The sequence below is a fragment of the Arthrobacter sp. P1_B9 genome (genome assembly GCF_056406495.1).
This window is the reverse complement of record NZ_JBFUAA010000002.1, coordinates 347,972-367,786: the sequence shown is the minus strand read 5'-3', so window position 1 is coordinate 367,786 and position 19,815 is coordinate 347,972. Positions and strand designations below refer to the sequence as shown.

At 65.6% G+C, this 19,815-nt stretch carries 24 protein-coding genes; 7 read left to right on the top strand and 17 right to left on the bottom strand.

Going from position 1 to position 19,815, the window contains the following annotated elements; translation table 11 throughout:
* The first annotated feature begins 37 nt into the window (after positions 1-37).
* The 6 genes from cpaB (at position 38) to AC1D1A_RS04260 (ending at position 5,987) form a co-directional block, all read left to right on the top strand.
* Complete coding sequence (gene cpaB / locus AC1D1A_RS04285) at positions 38-814, top strand: Flp pilus assembly protein CpaB (protein WP_476947197.1); 777 nt, start codon at positions 38-40, stop codon at positions 812-814.
* On the top strand, positions 811-2,001 hold the full coding sequence (locus AC1D1A_RS04280) for a CpaE/TadZ family protein (protein ID WP_476947196.1): 1,191 nt from the start codon (positions 811-813) through the stop codon (positions 1,999-2,001). The genes cpaB and AC1D1A_RS04280 overlap by 4 nt, the downstream gene beginning before the upstream one ends.
* Complete coding sequence (locus tag AC1D1A_RS04275) at positions 2,001-3,509, top strand: CpaF family protein (RefSeq protein ID WP_476851473.1); 1,509 nt, start codon at positions 2,001-2,003, stop codon at positions 3,507-3,509. Before AC1D1A_RS04280 ends, AC1D1A_RS04275 begins: the two co-directional genes overlap by 1 nt.
* A gap of 7 nt (positions 3,510-3,516) precedes the next feature.
* A complete protein-coding gene (locus AC1D1A_RS04270; protein WP_476851474.1) occupies positions 3,517-4,452 on the top strand; it encodes a type II secretion system F family protein in 936 nt (311 codons plus the stop codon).
* 7 nt (positions 4,453-4,459) lie between these two features.
* Positions 4,460-5,344, top strand: a complete 885-nt coding sequence (locus AC1D1A_RS04265) for a type II secretion system F family protein (protein WP_476947195.1) — start codon at positions 4,460-4,462, stop codon at positions 5,342-5,344.
* 127 nt (positions 5,345-5,471) lie between these two features.
* Positions 5,472-5,987, top strand: a complete 516-nt coding sequence (locus AC1D1A_RS04260) for an Hpt domain-containing protein (protein WP_476947194.1) — start codon at positions 5,472-5,474, stop codon at positions 5,985-5,987.
* A gap of 65 nt (positions 5,988-6,052) precedes the next feature.
* Here the strand turns inward: AC1D1A_RS04260 and AC1D1A_RS04255 are convergent, their stop codons facing one another.
* Positions 6,053-6,820: a response regulator transcription factor gene (locus tag AC1D1A_RS04255; RefSeq protein WP_476947193.1), complete on the bottom strand. Its 768-nt coding sequence runs from the start codon at positions 6,818-6,820 to the stop codon at positions 6,053-6,055.
* A gap of 235 nt (positions 6,821-7,055) precedes the next feature.
* Here AC1D1A_RS04255 and AC1D1A_RS04250 point away from each other — a divergent pair, with 235 nt between their 5' ends.
* Entirely contained in the window at positions 7,056-8,705 is a 1,650-nt protein-coding gene (locus AC1D1A_RS04250; RefSeq protein ID WP_476947192.1) for a sensor histidine kinase, read from the top strand.
* Between the two features lie 155 nt (positions 8,706-8,860).
* Here the strand turns inward: AC1D1A_RS04250 and truA are convergent, their stop codons facing one another.
* The 16 genes from truA to rplF form a co-directional block, all read right to left on the bottom strand.
* Complete coding sequence (gene truA / locus AC1D1A_RS04245) at positions 8,861-9,751, bottom strand: tRNA pseudouridine(38-40) synthase TruA (protein ID WP_476947191.1); 891 nt, start codon at positions 9,749-9,751, stop codon at positions 8,861-8,863.
* 31 nt (positions 9,752-9,782) lie between these two features.
* Positions 9,783-10,355: a 50S ribosomal protein L17 gene (rplQ, locus tag AC1D1A_RS04240; protein ID WP_476887033.1), complete on the bottom strand. Its 573-nt coding sequence runs from the start codon at positions 10,353-10,355 to the stop codon at positions 9,783-9,785.
* 76 nt (positions 10,356-10,431) lie between these two features.
* On the bottom strand, positions 10,432-11,442 hold the full coding sequence (locus tag AC1D1A_RS04235) for a DNA-directed RNA polymerase subunit alpha (protein WP_018773683.1): 1,011 nt from the start codon (positions 11,440-11,442) through the stop codon (positions 10,432-10,434).
* A gap of 133 nt (positions 11,443-11,575) precedes the next feature.
* Positions 11,576-11,977 carry a 30S ribosomal protein S11 gene (rpsK, locus tag AC1D1A_RS04230; RefSeq protein ID WP_018773682.1) on the bottom strand — a complete coding sequence of 134 codons (402 nt, stop codon included), beginning with the start codon at positions 11,975-11,977 and terminating at the stop codon, positions 11,576-11,578.
* A 52-nt stretch (positions 11,978-12,029) separates the two neighbouring features.
* The gene (rpsM, locus tag AC1D1A_RS04225; protein ID WP_028275004.1) at positions 12,030-12,404 is read right to left on the bottom strand and encodes a 30S ribosomal protein S13; all 375 of its coding nucleotides are present in this window, start codon (positions 12,402-12,404) and stop codon (positions 12,030-12,032) included.
* 173 nt (positions 12,405-12,577) lie between these two features.
* The gene (gene rpmJ, locus AC1D1A_RS04220; protein ID WP_009358722.1) at positions 12,578-12,691 is read right to left on the bottom strand and encodes a 50S ribosomal protein L36; all 114 of its coding nucleotides are present in this window, start codon (positions 12,689-12,691) and stop codon (positions 12,578-12,580) included.
* A 69-nt stretch (positions 12,692-12,760) separates the two neighbouring features.
* The gene (gene infA / locus AC1D1A_RS04215) at positions 12,761-12,982 is read right to left on the bottom strand and encodes a translation initiation factor IF-1 (RefSeq protein WP_009358723.1); all 222 of its coding nucleotides are present in this window, start codon (positions 12,980-12,982) and stop codon (positions 12,761-12,763) included.
* A 188-nt stretch (positions 12,983-13,170) separates the two neighbouring features.
* Positions 13,171-14,205 (bottom strand): P1 family peptidase, encoded by a 1,035-nt coding sequence (locus AC1D1A_RS04210; protein ID WP_476947190.1) that lies wholly within the window; start codon positions 14,203-14,205, stop codon positions 13,171-13,173.
* 121 nt (positions 14,206-14,326) lie between these two features.
* Positions 14,327-15,154 (bottom strand): type I methionyl aminopeptidase, encoded by an 828-nt coding sequence (gene map, locus AC1D1A_RS04205; protein WP_476947189.1) that lies wholly within the window; start codon positions 15,152-15,154, stop codon positions 14,327-14,329.
* A gap of 245 nt (positions 15,155-15,399) precedes the next feature.
* The gene (locus tag AC1D1A_RS04200; protein ID WP_173403039.1) at positions 15,400-15,969 is read right to left on the bottom strand and encodes an adenylate kinase; all 570 of its coding nucleotides are present in this window, start codon (positions 15,967-15,969) and stop codon (positions 15,400-15,402) included.
* A gap of 5 nt (positions 15,970-15,974) precedes the next feature.
* The gene (secY, locus tag AC1D1A_RS04195; protein WP_026266474.1) at positions 15,975-17,285 is read right to left on the bottom strand and encodes a preprotein translocase subunit SecY; all 1,311 of its coding nucleotides are present in this window, start codon (positions 17,283-17,285) and stop codon (positions 15,975-15,977) included.
* Positions 17,286-17,472: 187 nt separating this feature from the next.
* Positions 17,473-17,964, bottom strand: a complete 492-nt coding sequence (gene rplO, locus AC1D1A_RS04190; RefSeq protein WP_018773677.1) for a 50S ribosomal protein L15 — start codon at positions 17,962-17,964, stop codon at positions 17,473-17,475.
* Positions 17,965-18,171, bottom strand: coding sequence for a 50S ribosomal protein L30 (gene rpmD, locus AC1D1A_RS04185; RefSeq protein ID WP_018773676.1), 207 nt, complete (start codon positions 18,169-18,171; stop codon positions 17,965-17,967).
* A 3-nt stretch (positions 18,172-18,174) separates the two neighbouring features.
* Positions 18,175-18,855, bottom strand: coding sequence for a 30S ribosomal protein S5 (rpsE, locus tag AC1D1A_RS04180; protein WP_173403037.1), 681 nt, complete (start codon positions 18,853-18,855; stop codon positions 18,175-18,177).
* A 26-nt stretch (positions 18,856-18,881) separates the two neighbouring features.
* Entirely contained in the window at positions 18,882-19,265 is a 384-nt protein-coding gene (rplR, locus tag AC1D1A_RS04175; protein ID WP_018773674.1) for a 50S ribosomal protein L18, read from the bottom strand.
* Between the two features lie 2 nt (positions 19,266-19,267).
* Complete coding sequence (rplF, locus tag AC1D1A_RS04170) at positions 19,268-19,804, bottom strand: 50S ribosomal protein L6 (protein WP_011692797.1); 537 nt, start codon at positions 19,802-19,804, stop codon at positions 19,268-19,270.
* Positions 19,805-19,815 lie beyond the last annotated feature (11 nt).

The window sequence follows — 19,815 nt, the reverse complement described above, 5'->3', positions numbered from 1 at the left end:
TCGCCACACCCTCCACTAACCAGTTCAGGAGCAGTTTTTGAAGTCACGCTTATTGGCAGGAATCGCGGCCCTGGTGCTGGCCGTCGTCGGAGCCATCCTGGTAGTCAGCTACGCGCAGGGCGCCGACAGCAGGGCGGTGCAGGGCCTGCAGCCCGTCACCGTTCTCGTGGTGTCGAAAGCTGTGCCGGCCGGCACGTCGGTCGCGGCCTTGAAAGCATTCGTGACCAGCCAGGATCTTCCCGGAAAAGCCGTCTCGAAGTCGGCTCTCACGAACCTGGACGGGCTGGCCGGCAAAGTCACCGCCGTCGACCTCCTCCCTGGCGAACAGCTCGTCGCCGAGCGGCTGATTGAGCCGGAGGCACTAAAGGCGAGCGGAGCGATTGAAGTGCCTAAGGGCCTGCAAGAGGTTTCCTTCCAGCTCGAGCCCCAGCGGCTCGTCGGCGGCCGTCTCGCGGCGGGCGACCATGTGGGTGTCTTCATCAACCTCAAGGACGGCGGCCTCGAGGCGAAGGCAGACAAAGAGACTACCCAGCTGACGGTACACAAGGCTCTCGTGACGGCTGTCCAGCGCGCCCCGGTGGTGGCCCCGTCCCCGCAGCCCTCTGCCGCCGGCTCCCCCGCGGAAGCCGAGGACACGTCGCTCCCCACCGGCTCCATGATCGTTACGGTCGCCGTGAATGATATGGACGCCACAAAGATTGTCTATGCCGCAAACTTCACGGAATCGGCCAGCATCTGGCTGAGCAAGGAACCGCTCAACGCCACGGACAGCGGCCGCCCCGGCATCGTAACGCGACCAGAGGTGTACAAATGAGCCGCTTTGTCCTGATTTCGCCGAACACTGATTTCGATGCCCGCGTCCGCCAGGCCCTGGCCGGCGGCCTTCCGGGCGGCCTGCAGACCTTCGCGTTCGTCAATCCCGCGAACCCGGCGGAGCTCTTCGCCAGCCTCAACCAGGAACGGCCCGAGGTCTTGATCCTGGGACCGGATGTGCCGGTGGAGGACGCCCTGCGCCTGGCGACGGTATTCGACGTCCAGCTTCCCGAGCTCAGCGTCATCCTGGTCGGCGAGGCCGATCCGAACTTCGTCCTGCTGGCCATGCGGGCCGGCATCCGCGACATCCTCAGCCCGGCGGCGGACCCGGCCCAGATCCGGGTGCTGCTGGAGCGGGCCTGCCAGTCGTTCGCCACCCGCAACCGAACCACGGCGGCCAGCCAGCCTGACAGCGCCAGGGGGTTGGTGATCGGCGTCTTCTCCCCCAAAGGCGGGGTCGGCAAAACCACGATCGCCACCAACATCGCCATCGGGCTGGGCAAAGTGGCGCCCATGGGCGTGGTCATTGTGGACCTGGACCTGCAGTTCGGGGACGTGGCCTCAGGCCTGTACCTGCACCCGGAGCACACCGTGACCGACGCCGTCTCGTCCGCGGCCAGCCAGGATTCCCTCGTCCTCAAAGCCTTCCTCACCGTCCATCCCGGGAGCATCTACGCCCTCTGCGCCCCCCGGACGCCCGAGGAGGCCGACGACATCACACCCCAGCAGGTCACGCGCCTGCTCGAACAACTGGCCGAACAGTTCCAATACGTCGTGGTCGACACCGCACCCGGGCTCCCGGAGGTCGGGCTGGCCGCCCTCGAGCAGTGCACCGACGCCGTCTGGGTGACTGCCATGGACGTGCCGAGTATCCGCGGGCTGCGCTCCGGCCTGGATATCCTCCGGCGCCTGGACCTGCTGCCCGAGACCCGCCACGTGGTGCTGAACATGGCGGACTCGAAGTCCGGGTTGAGCGTCCAGGACGTCGAGGCGACCATCGGCGCGCCCGTGGACGTCAGCATCCCGCGGTCCAAGGCAGTGGCGTTCTCCACCAACCGCGGCATCCCGGTCCTCCAGGACGGACGCAAAGATCCTGCCGTCAAGGGACTGAAACAGCTCGTCAACCGGTTCGATCCCGCCTGGCGCGCCACCGCCCAGAAGAAACTGCACCGCCGGGTGGTGGTCTGATGAAACTGTCCGAACGGCTCCGCTCCGCCGAGGGAACGATTGCGTCCGCCCCACGGGCCGAATCCCCGCAGGCCGCATCTCCGTTGGCCATGTCCCCCACCGGAGGAAGCGCGACGACGGCGGCAGCGCCGGCCGCCGTCGTGCTCCAGAAGACTGACCGCCCACCGCTGCCGGCTTTCCCGGAGCACCAGGACTCCCGCGCCCGGGGCCAGCAGCCCGTCGACGCTTTCGCCGCCCTCAAACAGCGGGCCGCCACTGCGTTGTTCGAGCGCATGGGAACCCGCTTCAACGATTCGGCAACCACGGAAGAGGACCTCCGCACCTCCGCGCGGGAGGAGCTGACGCGCATCATCGACGCCGAACAGGTCCCCCTGTCCGCCGAAGAGCGCTCCCGGCTGGTCCGCGACGTGGCCGACGACGTCCTGGGCTACGGCCCGTTGCAGCGCCTCCTGGACGATCCCGCCGTCACGGAAATCATGGTCAACCGGATGGACCAGATCTACGTGGAACGCAACGGCAAACTGACCTTGACGGAGTCGCGGTTCAGCTCCGAGGACCACCTCCGCAAGGTGATCGAGCGCATCGTTTCCAAAGTGGGCCGGCGCATCGATGAGTCCTCGCCCCTCGTGGATGCTCGGCTCGAGGACGGGTCCCGCGTCAATGCCGTTATCCCGCCGCTCGCCGTCGGCGGTTCGTCGCTGACCATCCGAAAGTTCAGCAAGGTGCCGCTGACTGTCCGGAACCTCATCGAGTTCGGCACGTTGACGCCGGAAATGGCGGAACTGCTGAACGCCTGCGTGAAGGCCAAGCTCAACATCATCGTCTCGGGCGGCACCGGCACCGGCAAAACGACACTGCTGAATGTCCTTTCCTCGTTCCTGCCCCACGACGAGCGGATCGTGACGATCGAGGACGCCGTCGAACTCCAGATCCAGCAGGAACACGTGGTGCGGCTGGAAAGCCGGCCGTCGAACACTGAGGGCAAGGGCGAGGTGACCATCCGCGAACTGCTGCGGAACTCCCTGCGCATGCGACCGGACCGGATCGTGGTGGGCGAGGTCCGCGGCGGCGAATCGCTGGACATGCTCCAGGCCATGAACACAGGCCACGACGGGTCGCTCTCGACCGTGCACTCCAACTCGCCCCGGGATGCCGTGGCCCGTCTGGAGACGCTGGTGCTCATGGCCGGCATGGACCTGCCGCTGCGCGCCATCCGGGAACAGATCGCCTCGGCCGTCAACCTGATTATCCAGATCTCCCGGCTGCGGGACGGCACCCGGCGGATCACCCACGTCACGGAGGTCCAGGGCATGGAGGGCGACATCGTCACGCTTCAGGACGCCTTCGTGTTCGACTACGCCGCCGGCGTCGACGCCCACGGCCGGTTCCTTGGCAGGCCCGTCCCCACCGGCATCCGCCCGCGTTTCATCGACCGTTTCGAGGACCTGGGCATCCATGTCTCCCCCGCTGTGTTTGCCGCGCCGCTGACCCCGGCTGGAAGGGCGTGATCTGTCCATGACTCTGCTGCCCATCGGCGTCGGCCTGCTCTTCAGCGCAGTGGTGGTCCTGGGATTCGCGCTGCTCTCCCCCGGCGGGGCCAGTGTCCCCCTGGACCGGCGCAGGCCCGTCCAGGGCCAGGCCGACTCGCAGCTGACGCGGTTCGCCGGCTCGGCCGTCCACCTGGTCGACGGATTCTTTTCCGGCCGCAAAGTCCGGCTCTTCAACCGCGAGTCGCTGGAACAGGCCGGCCTGCGCCTGGGCCAGGCCGACTTCTACGTCCTGCTCCTGGCCGGAGCGGTTGCGGGGGGCCTCGCCGGGTTCGTCGTCGCGGGCCCGTTGCTGGCGGTCCTTCTGGTGCTCCTGGCGCCGGTCGTGGGCCACCTCGTGCTCCGCATCCTGGCCGGCAAGCGCCGCACCAAGTTCGACCAGCAGCTCGGCGATACCTTGCAGCTGCTGTCCGGCGGCCTCCGGGCCGGGCACAGCATCATGCGCGCCATTGACGCCGCCGCGTCCGAATCCCAAAGCCCGACGTCGGAAGAGATGCGCCGCGTGGTTACAGAGACCAGCCTGGGCCGGGACCTCCTGGACTCCCTGAGCGACACCGCGGACCGGATGCGGAACGAGGACTTCGTCTGGATCGCCCAGGCCATCCAGATCAACCGTGAAGTGGGCGGGAATCTGGCCGAAGTCCTGGACCAGGTCAACGAGACCATCCGCGAGCGCAGCGAGATCAAAGGACACATCAAATCCCTCGCCGCCGAGGGAAAGTTTTCCGCGTACATCCTCATGGCCATGCCGATCGGGATCGTGGTGATGCTGATGCTGGTCAATCCCGGCTACATGAACCCGATGTTCACGCACCCGCTGGGCTGGGGCATGATGGCCGCCTCCGTCATCCTCATGACCATTGGCGGGCTGTGGATGCGCAAAATCATCGACCTGAAGTTCTGAGGCGGCCATGGCACCTGCTGTACTTCTTGCCACGCTGCTGGTGGCCTTGCCGCTCGGCTATCTGGCGTGGTCGCTGCTCTCCGTCGACCGGAGGTCACAGCGCGCCATGCGGGAGATGCTGGCGCTGGGCACCGACCCGGCCGAGCTCACCCATCGGGAGCACAGCAGCCTGCTGGAACGGGCCGGCTACCGGCTGACTCCCCCGGCGTACGTCCGCAAACTGGACCGGCTGTTGTCCCTCGCCGGGCGCCCCGCGTCACTGCCGTTGGGCCGCGTGCTCGCGGCCAAGCCGCTCCTTGGGCTGCTGGGCGCCCTGCTGGGCTTCTGGATCAGCGCCAACAGCCCGACGCCGGTCCTCAAGCTCGTGGGAATCTTTGTGTTCCTGCTCGGCTACTTCATCCCCGACCTCCTGCTCTACAGCAGAGGGCAGGAACGCCAGAAGACCATGCAGCTGGAACTGGCCAACACGCTGGACCAGATGCTGATCTCCGTGGAAGCGGGCCTGGGCTTCGAAGGCGCCATGGCCCGGGCCGGCGAGAACGGCAAGGGCCCCCTGGCGGAGGAACTTATCCGGACCCTGCAGGACATGCAGGTAGGGCGCAGCCGGCGCGAGTCATACGTGGCACTGGCGGAACGGACCAACGTGCCCGAGCTGCGCAGCTTCGTCCAGGCCGTGGTCCAGGCCGACACCTACGGCATTGCCATCAGCCGGGTGTTGCGGGTGCAGGCGAAGGTCATGCGGGTCAAGCGCCGGCAACGGGCCGAGGAGAAGGCCATGAAGCTGCCCGTCACCATCCTGTTTCCCCTGCTGTTCTTCATCTTCCCCGTGCTTTTCATCGCCATCCTGGGCCCGGCCGTCATCAACGCCATCGACACGTTCAGTGGCCAGTAAACGGCCGCCGACACGGCCACGGCCGGCACCAGCGGCCGGGATTGGTTCCCCTCGGGAAAGCCTCAGGGTTTCCGCAGGATAGACCGGGCTGCAAGGCATCGGCCGCATCAGCAAGTAGCGTGGTCACATGTCCCTTCCAAGCGCTTGCCCCGACGACGGAGATGCGGGCATTGCCCTCGCTCCCACCACCTCTCCGGGACTGCCGGCGCCTGCCCTCACGGCATCCAGCGCGGCAGCGGCCTTCCCAGAGGTCTTCCCGGAGGTCCTCCCGGAGGACCTGCCGCCGGCGGCCCCGCTCGTGGACCCGGCTGCGCTTCAGGACCTGGGTGCACAGCTGGAAAATCCGGCCGTGGCGAAGGGATTTGCCAGGGACTACACCCGGATGTGGGACCAGCGCTACCGCTCGCTGGCCTCAGCCCTCGAACGCGGGGATCTCGCGGGCTCGATGGACGCTGTGCTGAGCCTGAAGACGTCCTCGGCCATGGTCGGAGGCCTGCGCCTGGCCCAGCTCGCCGGCGAACTGGAGAATGCCCTCAGGGCCGGAGACATTGGCCGCGCACTGTCACTCCTGCGCGACGTTGCCGCGCGCGGCGGGGAAACCGTCGACGAGCTCCAGTTCAGCTACGTCCTGTGGGACAGCTAGGGCCGGCGGGACCGCTGCCGCCAACGGGTGTCCCGGGTGCCTGGCGCCGGAAGCCCCTCCGGAGGCTACCGCGCCGGCGACAGCCGGTAGCCCACGCCGCGGACGGTCTGCAGCCAGCGCGGCTGCACGGGGTCCTCGCCGAGTTTCCTCCGCAGGTTGCCGATATGCACCTCGACGGCGCGTTCGTCGGATTCGCTGATGTAGGCGTCCGCCCGGTAGTAATCGCCCCGGACCACGCGCACCAGCTCGGTCTTGGACCGCACGGCGCCGGCGCCCTTCAGGAGCGCCTGCAAGAGGTCGAACTCGCTGCGGGTCAGGCTGACCGCCACGCCGTCGACACTCACGGACCGGGTCTCGGGGTTCAGGTCCAGGCCGTTGTGGTGCAGCACCGGACTCTGGGACGCTGCAGGGGCGGCGGCCGCCCCAGAATCCATCGCGGATCCGTCCGCGGCGCCGAGGTCCTGCCGGGGCCGGCGCATCATGGCACCCACACGGGCGCGCAGCTCCCGGGGCCGGAATGGCTTCGCCAGGAAATCATCAGCCCCGGTATGAAACGCCGTCAGCGTGTCCAGTTCGTCGGTTCGCGCTGTCAGCATGACCACGTACGCGTCACTGAACTGCCGGATCCGGCGCAGCACCTCGAAACCGTCGATGTCGGGAAGCCCGACATCGAGGGTGACCACGCTTGCCTCCCGTGCCCTCACGACGTCGACCCCTTCACGTCCGCCGGCCGCCGAGTGGACTTCGAACCCTGCCTGGCTCAATACGGCTTCGACAAGGTTCCGAACATCTTCGTCGTCTTCTACAACGACGGCGACTCCCATGTCGGTCATGGCCCCCCTCATGTGTCACGCTACGCTGCCGTTCGCGGATGCGGCGGCAGCAATTATCTCGCCGGCCCCCACCAGCAATGTCAGAATACCCACCCTAAGGGGCAAATTCGCGGCTGCCCGGTAACAGAAATAGCAAAACTTCGATTTATGTCAAATTTGCGTGACACAGGGTGTAAAACTGGAGCAACGGGAAGGGGGCACGGCGTCTTTGCTTAGACAGCGGCTGATCCGCAGTGTGGATCGACACGGGAAGGCTTTGGGGCCGCGCGGGCGGGTCCTCGTATGCCAGTTGCCGCTGGCCGTGATGCTGGCCGGAATCGTCATGGCTGCCCCGGCCGCCTGGCCCGGCCTTCCGGACAGCATCCTGTGCCGGTACGCCTTTGCCCTGCAGGCCGCCCTCCTCGTGGCCTGCGTACTGGTCCCCTGGCAGCGTTTTGGGCCGTTGGCGCCGCTCGTCATTCCTGTCCTGGACCTGGTTGCGATTGGGCTGCTCCGGGACGGCACCACCGCCGGGCTGCCGGATCCCGGTGTGCTCTCCGTCTTGCCCGTGGTGTGGATTTCGGCGTCCAGGCTCTCCGCCCCCGCGAGCCTTTCACTGAGTTTCTCGGTGCCCCTCCTGGCCGCCCTGCCCTGGCTCCTGGCGGACCGATCGGCACCGCTTGCGGCCCGCACGGCCGAAGCCCTGCTGGTGCCCCTGATGATGCTCGCGGTGTCCCTGGCCATGCGTTTCGCGCGGGCGCGCCTGCGGCGCGAGCAGCGGCGGATCAGGTCCAAGGAAGCCGAGCTGGAGGTCCTGCTCGCGGACAGCCGGGAGCGCGAACGGCTCCTGAACACCATTCTTGACACCGTCGACGTCGGGATCGTGGCAGTGGATGCCAGCGGCCGCCGGCTGCTCACGAACACGTGGCAGGCCGAACTCGAGGAATCCGCGGCCGCGGCGCCCCGTCCTACGGCCGAACCGGCGGGGGAAGTACTGCCGGAGGAAGAGGGCCAACTCGTGCTGACCGGGCAGGACCGAAGCACCCCCCTGCCGCTGGAGCGCCGTCCCATCCGGCGGGCGCTTGCAGGCGAGTCGTTTGCCGACTACCTTGTCTGCTTCGGTGAGGCGGCGGCCAGCCGCGTGGTCTCTACCGGGGCCCGGCCCCTGAAGAACGACGCCGGCGACTTCCGCGGCGCCGTGGTGGTCTTCAACGAGGTCACCGGCCTGGTGGACGCCCTCGCAGCGAAGGACGAGGTCGTCTCCACTGTCTCCCACGAATTCCGCACGCCGTTGACGTCCATCATCGGCAACCTGGACCTGGTGCTCGCCGACACCGAGGGCCTGGACAGTCCGGTGGTCCGCCGCGTCGAAGTGGCGCAGCGCAACGCGGAGCGGCTGCTGGCCCTGGTCTCGGACCTTCTCATGTCCGCCAGCGCCGCCGTCCATGTCCATCCGCGCCGCACCGACCTCGCCGGCATCGTGGAGGCGAGCCTCGGCTCGGCCCAGGCCCACGCCCAGGCGTCCCGCGTCTGCCTCGCCACGGACGTCCAGGGTCCGCTCTGGGCCCACGTGGACCCGCTCCGGATCAGCCAGGCCCTGGACAACCTCGTTTCCAACGCGATCAAGTACTCGCCCGACGGCGGATCGGTGCGGGTCTCCGCCAGCTCCGGCGACGGCCTGGTGCGCCTTCACGTCGAGGACACCGGGATGGGCATGACCGCCGCCGACGCCGGGCGGGTCTTCACCCGTTTCTTCCGCAGCCCGGCCGTCCGGGACGGATCCATTCCGGGCGCCGGCTTAGGGCTGTCCATCACCAAGGCCATCGTGGAAGGGCACGGCGGATCCATCTCGTGCCGCACCAGTCCGGGCCACGGCAGCACTTTCACCCTCGAGCTTCCCGCCTAATTTAGGCCCGCAGGCCCACCGCCTTTTCGTGCCCACATGGCTGTGGTGGCGTCAGAGATTCCCCACCTTTGGTAGCCGACGCCGGCGTGTTGCGCCGACCCGCCGGCGTATAGCGGCCTCGCTCCGGCAAAGGTGGGGAAAATCGGTGGCGCAGTTTAGGCCCGCAGTGCCCGCGTCAGTTCGGCCCGGGCCAGCATGCCGCTCTCTGTCGGGTAGGCCACTTCCTCGAGCACCAGCGGGTGCGGGGCTGCGAGAACGGAGCGGGCGTCGCGCTGCCGGGCGAGGAGCCGCTCGTAGAGCCATTCCGGGGCCTCTTCGCCCTCCCCCACGTACAACGCCGAGCCCACCAGGGAGCGGACCATGTTGTGGCAGAACGCGTCAGCCTGAACGGTGACGACAATGACCCCGTCCGTGCCGCGCGCGAATTCGAAGCGCTGCAGTTCACGGATGGTCGTGGCCCCCTCGCGGGGCTTGCAGTACGAGCGGAAGTCCTGCAGGCCCAGCAGCGGCGCGGCGCCCTCGTTGAGGAGCCCGACGTCCAGCGGAACCTTGTGCCACAGGGTCGAGGCGCGTCCCAGCGGGTCCCACAGCGCGGGGCCGTCCGCGATCCGGTACGAATAGCGGCGCCAGAGGGCGGAGAACCGGGCATCGAAGCCAACGGGTGCCACGCTCACCCGGTGCACCTCGATGGCGCCGCTGAGGTCGCCCAGGCCACGGCTCAAGGCACCGCGGATGCGGCGGAGAAGGGCGATGGCGGGATCCAGTTCGGCGCCCCGGTTCAGGCCCAGCCACTCCGCCTCGCTGAGGTCCAGGTGGACCACCTGGCCGCGGGCGTGCACCCCGGCGTCGGTGCGCCCGGCAACCGTGACCCGGACGGGGCGGCGGATCAGCAGCGCGAGGGCCTCCTCCAGGACGCCCTGGACGGTGCGCAGTCCCGGCTGCACGGCCCACCCGCTGAACGGGCCGCCGTCGTAGGCCACATCCAGCCGGATACGCAAAAACCCGCCGCCCCCCAAGACGGGGGCAGCGGGTTTGAGCTCGTTCATAGACTTAAGTCTATAAGAAAGATTTAGCGAATTACTTCGCGTCCTTCTCGGACTCAGCGGCTGCTTCCTCAGCGGCCGGAGCCTCTTCGGTAGCGGCTTCGGCCTCAGCGGCTGGAGCCTCTTCGGTCTCAGCAGCCTCTTCGGTCTCGGCAACCGGAGCTGCGTCGGCCTTTTCGGCGTCCTTCTTGTCAGCGTCGCGCTTGGCAGCAGAGGTAGCCTCGGCTACCACGGCCTGCTTTGCGGAAACCGGCTCGAGAACCAGTTCGATGACAGCCATGGGAGCGTTGTCGCCCTTGCGGTTGCCGATCTTGGTGATGCGGGTGTAGCCGCCATCGCGGTTTTCCACTGCCTGTGCGATGTCGGTGAACAGCTCGTGGACGACGCCCTTGTTGCTGATCAGGCCGAGTACACGACGGCGGGACGCGAGGTCGCCACGCTTGGCGAAAGTCACCAGGCGCTCGGCGTACGGCTTCAGGCGCTTGGCCTTGGTCACCGTGGTGGTGATCCGCTTGTGCTCGAAAAGTGCGGCGGACAGGTTCGCGAGCATAAGACGCTCGTGAGCCGCTCCGCCTCCGAGGCGCGGACCCTTAGCGGGGGTAGGCATTATAGTTTCTCCTCATTGGAAGCCGTTGGGCTGCGCACACCAGGGTGCATCCAGCCAGCCGGCCAAGATCTGTTGGTTAGAGCTCGTCGTCGCTGAACGCGGCGTCGTCCTCTTCGATGGCTGCGGCACGTGCTGCGAGATCGAAACCGGGAGGGGAGTCCTTGAGGGACAGGCCCAGTTCGACCAGCTTGGCCTTGACCTCATCAATGGACTTCGCGCCGAAGTTGCGGATGTCCATGAGGTCAGCCTCGGAGCGGGCAACGAGTTCACCCACGGTGTGGATGCCCTCACGCTTGAGGCAGTTGTAGGAACGGACCGTCAGGTCCAGATCCTCGATCGGCAGTGCCATGTCGGCTGCCAGGGCAGCGTCCGTCGGCGACGGACCGATCTCGATACCTTCAGCTGCGGTGTTCAGCTCGCGGGCCAGACCGAACAGTTCCACCAGGGTGGTACCTGCCGAAGCAACGGCGTCGCGCGGGGCGATTGCCTGCTTGGTCTCGACGTCGACAATGAGCTTGTCGAAGTCAGTGCGCTGCTCAACACGGGTAGCTTCCACGCGGAAAGTAACCTTCAGAACCGGCGAGTAGATCGAGTCGACCGGGATGCGGCCGATCTCGGAGTCGCCGGACTTGTTCTGAGCTGCCGAAACGTAGCCGCGACCGCGCTCGATGGTCAGTTCGAGTTCGAACTTGCCCTTCGAGTTCAGCGTGGCAATGTGCAGATCCGGGTTGTGGAATTCGACGCCGGCCGGCGGAGCGATGTCCGCGGCGGTGACGACTCCCGGTCCCTGCTTGCGCAGGTAAGCAACAACCGGCTCGTCGTGCTCGGAGGAAACCGACAGGTTCTTGATGTTCAGGATGATCTCAGTGACATCTTCCTTGACACCCGGAACCGTGGTGAACTCGTGCAGCACGCCATCGATCCGGATGCTCGTTACAGAGGCACCGGGGATGGAGGAGAGCAGGGTACGGCGGAGGGAGTTTCCGAGGGTGTAACCAAAGCCCGGCTCCAGCGGTTCGATGATGAACCGTGAGCGGTTTTCGGAGACGACCTCTTCGGAGAGGGTGGGGCGCTGTGCAATGAGCACTTAGGTTTCCTTTCGGCGAGCATCCGCTATATGACGCAACACAGGTGGTGGAAAGATCGGTCTGAAGACTTAACGCGGCCGGGCCTGCCCGGACCGGTGAGGGTCCGGGCAAGCTCCTGGGCGCTGGAAAGCCTTAGACGCGGCGGCGCTTCGGCGGACGGCAGCCGTTGTGGGCGCTGGGGGTGACGTCCTGGATGGAGCCAACCTCGAGGCCAGCGGCCTGCAGCGAGCGGATGGCCGTTTCGCGTCCGGAACCCGGTCCCTTAACGAACACGTCAACCTTGCGCATGCCGTGCTCCTGTGCACGCTTTGCGGCGGCTTCGGCGGCCATCTGGGCAGCGAACGGGGTGGACTTACGCGAGCCCTTGAAGCCAACCTCACCGGACGAAGCCCAGGAGATGACAGCACCGTTCGGGTCCGTGATGGACACGATGGTGTTGTTAAAGGTGCTCTTGATGTGCGCCTGGCCCAGCGCGATATTCTTCTTGTCCTTCTTACGCGGCTTGCGAACCGCGCCACGAGTCTTCGGGGGCATTTTTTCTCCTACAGAAAGTTATCGGGGGAAAACCGAGTTAATCCCTCAGGGATTAACGGGCCTTCTTCTTGCCTGCGACGGTGCGCTTCGGACCCTTGCGGGTACGCGCGTTCGTCTTCGTACGCTGACCGCGCACTGGCAGGCCCTTGCGGTGGCGAATACCTTCGTAGCTGCCGATTTCAACCTTGCGGCGGATATCAGCGGCTACTTCGCGGCGAAGGTCACCCTCAACCTTGTAGTTGCCTTCAATGTAGTCACGCAGCTCAACCAGCTGCGCGTCGGTCAGGTCCTTGACCCGAACGTCAGCGCTGATGCCGGTAGCAGCCAGGGTTTCGTGTGCACGGGTCTTGCCCACGCCGTAGATGTAAGTAAGCGCAATTTCCAGCCGCTTTTCGCGGGGAATGTCTACGCCAGCGAGACGAGCCATATTGGCAGTACTCCTTGTATAAACCGGAGGTCGTAGGCAGTACACCCGCATGTTCAGTGCGGCCCCAGCCTCCGACCGGGGGTTAGCTGTCCGGGCTCATACGTCCCAGTTCAGCTTGTGCTGCCTTTATTTACTTGCGTGGGTTAGCAACCCAGGGTTTCCAGTGAAGGAAATTAGCCCTGGCGCTGCTTGTGGCGCGGGTTCTCGCAGATCACCATGACCCGGCCATTACGGCGGATCACTTTGCACTTTTCGCAGATCTGCTTGACGCTCGGCTTGACCTTCATGGCGTTCCTTTGCGTGTTGCAGTTGGTCAGCTGGACCGGCCCTCGGCTATTGCCCTGGCCGCCCAGTGTTTACTTGTAGCGGTAGACGATACGACCACGTGTCAGGTCGTAAGGGCTCAGCTCCACCACTACGCGGTCCTCGGGGAGGATCCTGATGTAGTGCTGGCGCATCTTTCCAGAGATGTGTGCCAGAACGATGTGCTTGTTGGTGAGCTCAACGCGAAACATCGCATTGGGCAGCGCCTCGGTCACAACGCCCTCGATCTCAATGACCCCGTCCTTCTTGGCCATACCCTCCGCTAACTGTTGTTGCCGCAGCCTCCCGGTTTGCACCGGTCATGACCGCGGACGTTTTTGATTGATTGGCTGGTGCCACCCGACCCCAAAAGGGCACAACGGGGCAGACAACCAACAGACAACACTACGCCATCGCGGCCGGATTGTTAAATCCGAAGTTAAATCCGCCCATCGTAGCGCACTCAGCGTCCGTACGCACCTAGCGTCCCGGCCGCCGTCGTCACTGCCTCCGCCTGCGAGATCCCGTCGAGGATGGCCATCCGGACGACGTCGGCGGCCGCGCTCTGCAGGGTAATGAGGCTAATCTGCCGGGCCGCCGGGGTGCTGCGGTCAAGCGCGACGGCGCCCGTCGCCAGCGCGAACACGGTATCGCCGTCGGCGAGGGTGTGGCTTGGATTCAAAGCCCGGGCCACTCCGGCATGGGCCGCCGAGGCGGTGCGTTTGCAGTCCGCCTTGTCCAGGACGGCGTCCGTGGCGACGACGACGAGCGTGGTGTTGAGCGGCGGGGGCGTACCGCCAACGCCGTAGTCTGCGGCTTCGGCCTCACCTCCCGCCCCAACAGCCGAAACCCTCTGCGTGCTCGCTCCTTCGTCGCTTAGACGCACGCTGCCGGGTTCCGCCTGCTGCGGCGATGTGCCCCACGGCAGTCCGAGCGCGTTGACGACCGCAATGGCGCCGACGGTCACCCCGTTTTCTAGGGTGAGGGAGGCTGTGCCCACTCCCCCTTTGTACGTGCCCCTGCCGATTGCCGCTCCTGTGCCGGCGCCGACGTTGCCGCGTTCGACGTCGTGCCCTTCCGGCTGCCCGGCGGCGGCGGCCGTCGCCGCGTAGCCCATCGCCTCTCCAGGGCGGGCGGAGAAATCGCCGCCGCGGCCCAGGTCGAAAATCGCGGCCGCCGGCACGATCGGAACAAGCCCGCCGGGGACCGTGAAGCCTCGGCCGTTCTCCTCGCACCAGCGCATGGCGCCGCCCGCGGCTGCGAGGCCAAAGGCGCTGCCCCCGGTCAGGACCACGGCGTCCACGGTCTGGGACAGCGTGGTGGGATCCAGTGAGTCCGTCTCATGCGTCGCAGGCCCGCCGCCCCGGACGTCGACCGAGCCGACGGTGCCCGGCGGCGGGAGAACCACAGTCACTCCGCTCAGCCAGCCGTCGCCGGACTTCTGGACATGGCCTATCCGGATGCCGGCCACGTCTGTGATGGCTCCTGTTGCTCCCATGGCTCCATTGTGCGCCCCGGCTGACCTGCGACACGCAAAATCCCTGGCGCTACCGTATTCCGGTGTCGCCAGGGATTTTGCGCGTCGCCAGAAATCCCGCGAGTCGCCTTGTAGTTCGGGCCTAGGGAATCGGGACGGGCACGACGCCGAGCGGCGCCAGTTTCGCCGCTCCCCCGTCAGGTGCCGAGAGGACCCAGATCCCCTTCTCGTGCACGGCCACCGAGTGCTCCCACTGGCAGGAGCGCTTGCCATCCGTGGTGACGACGGTCCAGTCGTCGTCCAGGATTGCGGTCTCGATGCTGCCCCGGACCAGCATGGGCTCGATTGCGAGGCACAGCCCCGGGCGGATCTTCGGCCCGCGGTGGCCGGTGCGGTAGTTCAGCACGTCCGGCGCCATGTGCATCTCGGAGCCGATTCCGTGCCCTACATAGTCCTCCAGGATGCCCAGCGGTTTGCCCGGCACGGAGGAGACGTAGTCGTCCACGGCGTTGCCGATATCGCCCACGAATTTCCCGGCGGCCAGGGCTGCGATGCCACGCCACATGGCTTCCTCGGTAACCTCGGAGAGGCGAACGTCTTCGGGATCGGCGGTGCCGACAATCACGGTCCGCGCCGAATCGGAGTGCCAGCCGTCCACGATCGCGCCGCCGTCGATCGAGATGATGTCGCCGTCCGCCAGGACCCGGCCGCCGGGGATGCCGTGCACCACCTCTTCGTTCACCGAGGTGCAGATCGTGGCCGGGAACCCGTGGTAGCCGAGGAAGTTGGACTTGGCGCCGGCGTCCTGGAGCACGGCGGCGAAGACCTCATCCAGCCGGGCAGTGGTGACGCCGGGGGCCGCGGCGGCCACCGCCGCATCCAGTGCCCGGCTCAGGACTAGTCCGGCCTCGTGCATCGTGCGCATCTGGGCGTTGGTCTTGTATTCAATGCGTGCCTGGCCGAATGCCATCGCTACCTCAAAATTTTCTCTCGCGGTCCGGGCGGGCTGGATCCCGGGCCTCCACCATGGGTCATCAACCCAAGTCTTCAAGCTCTATTCTCCCGTACCGGTTCAACGGTTCGGAACGGGCTCGCTGCGGGGCCACCCAACGCCGAAGGGCGCGTCCCGTACCCGATGGTACGGAACGCGCCCTTCTGCACTGCGTCTCTGTTCTGCGTCAGCCGCAATGAGCATGCGTGGATCAGGGGTGAGGATCAGGCGGCCTGGGCCGACTTGATCGCTTCCATGACGCGCTCGGTGACTTCGTCGATGGCACCGATGCCGTCCACCTGGGTCAGGATGCCGCGTTCGGCATACTTGGCCACCACAGGTTCGGTCTGCTCGTGGTACAGGTCCAGCCGGTGACGGATAACGCCTTCGTTATCGTCGCTGCGGCCGGTTTCCTTGGCACGGCCCAGGAGGCGGGTAACCAGTTCCTCGTCGTCAGCGGTGAGCTGGAGCACGACGTCGAGCTTCTGGTCAGCGCCGGCGAGGATGTCTTCGAGGTAGTCCACCTGCGCGGTGGTGCGCGGGTACCCGTCGAGCAGGAAGCCTGCCTCGACGTCGTCCTCATTGAGGCGGTCGCGCACCATCTTGTTGGTGACGCTGTCCGGGACGAAGTCGCCGGCGTCCATGTACTTCTTGGCTTCGACGCCGAGCGGAGTCTCACCCTTGACGTTGGCGCGGAAGATGTCTCCGGTGGAGATCGCAACGACGCCGAGGCGTTCTGAAATGCGTTCCGCCTGCGTTCCCTTGCCGGACCCGGGAGGTCCGATAATCAACATTCTCGTCATCGCAAAAGCCCTTCGTAGTGACGTTGCTGTAGTTGCGCATCAATCTGCTTCACGGTCTCCAGACCGACGCCCACCATGATCAGGATCGAGGTGCCGCCGAACGGGAAGTTCTGGTTCGCGTTAATCAGGACCAGTGCAACCAGCGGGATCAATGCCACGAAGCCGAGGTAGAAGGCGCCGGGCAGGGTGATCCGGGATAGGACGTACTGAAGATAGTCCGCGGTCGGTTTGCCGGCGCGGATGCCCGGAATGAAGCCGCCGTACTTCTTCATGTTGTCCGAGACCTCTTCGGGGTTGAAAGTAATCGCAACATAGAAGTAGGTGAAAAACACAATCATGGCGAAATACAGTGCCATATAGATCGGGTGGTCGCCCTTGGTGAGGTTGTTGTTGATCCACTCAACCCAGGGCTGTACCGGCTCGCCGGCCTTGGGCTGGTTGAACTGTGAGATCAGCCCCGGCAGGTAGAGCATGGACGAGGCGAAGATGACGGGCACGACGCCGGCCATGTTCACCTTGATGGGGATGTAGGTGCTGGTTCCGCCGACCGTGCGGCGGCCGATCATCCGCTTGGCGTACTGCACCGGGATCCGGCGCTGGGACTGCTCCACGAAGACCACCAGCGCCACGGTGAGCAGGCCGATGATCAGGACCAGGAAGAACGTGCCGGGGCCCTGGGCCTTCCAGATCGCACCGAGCGAGCCGGGGAAGCCTGCGGCGATGGACGTGAAGATCAGCAGGGACATGCCGTTGCCGACGCCCTTTTCCGTCACGAGCTCGCCCATCCACATGATCAGGCCGGTGCCGGCCGTGAGCGTGATGATGATCAGGACCGTGGTGACGATCGAGCTGTCCGGGATGATGGGCAGCTGGCAGTTAGGCAGCAGCTGGCCGGAGCGTGCCAGCGACACCAGTGTCGTGGCATTGAGCAGGCCAAGTGCGATCGTGAGGTAGCGGGTGTACTGGGTCAGTTTCGACTGCCCTGACGCGCCCTCCTCGTACAGCTGCTGGAAGCGGGGAATGACCACCCGGAGCAGCTGGACGATGATGCTGGCGGTGATGTACGGCATGATGCCGAGGGCAAAGATGGACACCTGCAGCAATGCACCGCCGCTGAACAGGTTGACGAGCTGGTAGATCCCGCCCGAGGTCTGACCGTTCTGCAAGCATTGCTGGACATTCTGGTAGCTCACACCAGGCGAGGGGATGAAGGCACCCAAGCGGAAGATTGTGATGATTCCCAGCGTGAACAACAACTTGCGTCGCAGATCAGGCGTGCGAAAGGCCCGGCCAAATGCGCTAAGCAAGCGTCCTCCTGAGTAATAAGTAAAGTCGTGTGAGACAGGTCAAATAAACCCAACAACCGAGTCTAACGGGTGGATGCGCCCCGCGAACAATCGGCGGGGCCCGGAAAATGAAAAAAACTCCCGGCACCGGGGGCCTGAGCCCCTGGTACCGGGAGTTTCAACAACGGGCAAATGCCCCGCCGCCTCGTTAGAGGGCGGTGGTGCTTCCGCCTGCTGCAGCAATCTTGTCAGCAGCGCTGGCCGAGAATGCGTGGACGGTGACGTCAACCTTGACGGTGATGTCGCCGGTGCCCAGCACCTTGACGGGCTGGTTCTTGCGAACGGCACCCTTTTCGACCAGGTTCTCCACGGTGACAGCGCCACCTTCCGGGAACAGCTCGTTGAGCTTGTCCAGGTTTACAACCTGGTACTCAACCCGGAACGGGTTCTTGAAGCCGCGCAGCTTCGGCAGGCGCATGTGCAGCGGCAGCTGGCCGCCGGCAAAGCCAGCCTTGATCTGGTAGCGGGCCTTCGTACCCTTGGTACCGCGACCAGCGGTCTTACCCTTGGAACCTTCACCACGACCAACACGGGTCTTGGCGGTCTTGGCACCCGGGGCGGGACGCAGGTGGTGAACCTTCAGTGCGTTCTGCTTCTCAGCGGCGCCCTGTGCCTTTTCGGCGGTGTTCTTCTCTGCCATTTACTTCGCCTCCTCTACCTTTACCAGGTGCGGAACCGTGTTGAGCATCCCGACGGTCACGGCGTCGGCGGTGCGGACAACGGTGTGTCCGATCCGCTTCAGGCCGAGGGACCGCAGGGTGTCGCGCTGGTTCTGCTTGCCGCCAATGGCGGACTTGATCTGAGTGATCTCCAACTTTGCGTCGGAGACAAGCACGTTCTTAGCCATGACTCAGACACCTGCCTTCTGGTTCAGGAGCGCCTTGACCATTGCCGGCGGGGCGATCTCGTCGAGCGGCAGGCCGCGGCGTGCTGCCACTGCTGCCGGCTCTTCGAGGCGCTTCAGCGCGTCAACGGTCGCGTGAACGATGTTGATGGCGTTGGAAGAACCGAGCGACTTGGAGAGGATGTCGTGGATGCCCACGCACTCCAGTACTGCACGGACCGGGCCACCGGCGATAACACCGGTACCGGCGGAAGCCGGGCGCAGCATGACGACGCCTGCGGCGGCCTCACCCTGAACGCGGTGCGGGATGGTGCTGCCGATGCGGGGAACGCGGAAGAAGGACTTCTTGGCCTCTTCAACGCCCTTCGCGATAGCGGCAGGAACTTCCTTTGCCTTGCCGTAGCCGACGCCGACCATGCCGTTGCCGTCACCGACGACGACGAGGGCGGTGAAGCTGAAGCGACGACCACCCTTGACGACCTTGGAAACGCGGTTGATGGTTACGACGCGCTCTACGAACTGGCTCTTCTCGGCCTCGCGGCCGCCGTCACGGCCACCACGGCCGCCACGGTCGCCACGGCCCTGGCCGCGGTCGCCACGCTCGCCACGACGAGCGCCACCACGGCGGTCGTCAGTGGTAGCAGGCGCAGCGGTCTCAGTTGCCGGAGCAGCTACAGCTTCAGTCACCTGAATGTCCTTTTCGTTATTTTCGGTCACAGTGCCAGCCCACCTTCACGTGCGCCGTCAGCGACGGCGGCGATCCGGCCGTGGTACTTGTTACCACCGCGGTCGAAGACAACTGCTTCGATACCGGCAGCCTTGGCACGCTCGGCGACCAGTTCGCCAACGCGCTTGGCCTTGGCGGTCTTGTCACCGTCGAATGCACGAAGGTCGGCTTCCAGTGTGGAGGCGCTTGCCACGGTCAGGCCCTTGGTGTCATCGACAACCTGGACGAATACGTGACGTGCGGAGCGGTTGACGACCAGACGCGGGCGTACAGCCGTTCCGGAGATGCGCTTGCGGATACGAAGCTGGCGGCGGCTGCGCTGGGCAGACTTGCTCTTGTTCGTACGCTTCTTGTTAATTGCGATCGCCATGGTTACTTACCAGCCTTTCCGACCTTGCGGCGGATGACTTCGCCTGCGTAACGGATGCCCTTGCCCTTGTAGGGGTCCGGCTTCCGCAGCTTGCGAATGTTGGCAGCAACCTCGCCGACCTGCTGCTTGGAGATACCTGAAACAGAGAGCTTGGTCGGGGTCTCAACTGCAAAGGTGATGCCGTTCGGTGCCGAGACGTTGACCGGGTGGCTGTAGCCCAGAGCGAACTCCAGGTCAGAACCCTTGGCCTGGACGCGGTAACCGGTACCGACAATCTCAAGCTTCTTCTCGTAGCCTGCGGTGACGCCCTGGATCATGTTGGCGATCAGGGTGCGGGTCAGGCCGTGCAGCGAACGTGAGGCGCGCTCGTCGTTCGGGCGGGCGACAGTCAGGGTGCCATCTTCCAGGGAAACCTCGATCGGGCTGGCCACAGTGTGGCTCAGCTCGCCTTTGGAACCCTTGACGCTGACGACAGAGCCGTCAACCTTGACCTCAACGCCGGCAGGAACGGTGATGGGGAGACGTCCAATACGTGACATTATTCTCTTCC

What these genes read in the sequence shown, in the direction of transcription:
- rplO (WP_018773677.1), bottom strand. Translation starts at nt 17,964, where the DNA reads ATGGCAGAGAAGAACACCGCCGAAAAGGCACAGGGCGCCGCTGAGAAG.
- AC1D1A_RS04210 (WP_476947190.1), bottom strand. Translation starts at nt 14,205, where the DNA reads ATGGGAGCAACAGGAGCCATCACAGACGTGGCCGGCATCCGGATAGGC.
- AC1D1A_RS04270 (WP_476851474.1), top strand. Translation starts at nt 3,517, where the DNA reads ATGACTCTGCTGCCCATCGGCGTCGGCCTGCTCTTCAGCGCAGTGGTG.
- rpmJ (WP_009358722.1), bottom strand. Translation starts at nt 12,691, where the DNA reads ATGAAGGTCAAGCCGAGCGTCAAGCAGATCTGCGAAAAGTGCAAAGTG.
- map (WP_476947189.1), bottom strand. Translation starts at nt 15,154, where the DNA reads ATGGCATTCGGCCAGGCACGCATTGAATACAAGACCAACGCCCAGATG.
- truA (WP_476947191.1), bottom strand. Translation starts at nt 9,751, where the DNA reads ATGAACGAGCTCAAACCCGCTGCCCCCGTCTTGGGGGGCGGCGGGTTT.
- infA (WP_009358723.1), bottom strand. Translation starts at nt 12,982, where the DNA reads ATGGCCAAGAAGGACGGGGTCATTGAGATCGAGGGCGTTGTGACCGAG.
- rpsM (WP_028275004.1), bottom strand. Translation starts at nt 12,404, where the DNA reads ATGGCTCGTCTCGCTGGCGTAGACATTCCCCGCGAAAAGCGGCTGGAA.
- rpsK (WP_018773682.1), bottom strand. Translation starts at nt 11,977, where the DNA reads ATGCCCCCGAAGACTCGTGGCGCGGTTCGCAAGCCGCGTAAGAAGGAC.
- rplQ (WP_476887033.1), bottom strand. Translation starts at nt 10,355, where the DNA reads ATGCCTACCCCCGCTAAGGGTCCGCGCCTCGGAGGCGGAGCGGCTCAC.
- AC1D1A_RS04200 (WP_173403039.1), bottom strand. Translation starts at nt 15,969, where the DNA reads ATGTTGATTATCGGACCTCCCGGGTCCGGCAAGGGAACGCAGGCGGAA.
- rplF (WP_011692797.1), bottom strand. Translation starts at nt 19,804, where the DNA reads ATGTCACGTATTGGACGTCTCCCCATCACCGTTCCTGCCGGCGTTGAG.
- AC1D1A_RS04255 (WP_476947193.1), bottom strand. Translation starts at nt 6,820, where the DNA reads ATGACCGACATGGGAGTCGCCGTCGTTGTAGAAGACGACGAAGATGTT.
- AC1D1A_RS04275 (WP_476851473.1), top strand. Translation starts at nt 2,001, where the DNA reads ATGAAACTGTCCGAACGGCTCCGCTCCGCCGAGGGAACGATTGCGTCC.
- AC1D1A_RS04260 (WP_476947194.1), top strand. Translation starts at nt 5,472, where the DNA reads ATGTCCCTTCCAAGCGCTTGCCCCGACGACGGAGATGCGGGCATTGCC.
- AC1D1A_RS04265 (WP_476947195.1), top strand. Translation starts at nt 4,460, where the DNA reads ATGGCACCTGCTGTACTTCTTGCCACGCTGCTGGTGGCCTTGCCGCTC.
- AC1D1A_RS04280 (WP_476947196.1), top strand. Translation starts at nt 811, where the DNA reads ATGAGCCGCTTTGTCCTGATTTCGCCGAACACTGATTTCGATGCCCGC.
- rpmD (WP_018773676.1), bottom strand. Translation starts at nt 18,171, where the DNA reads ATGGCTAAGAACGTGCTTGTCTCCGACGCAAAGTTGGAGATCACTCAG.
- rplR (WP_018773674.1), bottom strand. Translation starts at nt 19,265, where the DNA reads ATGGCGATCGCAATTAACAAGAAGCGTACGAACAAGAGCAAGTCTGCC.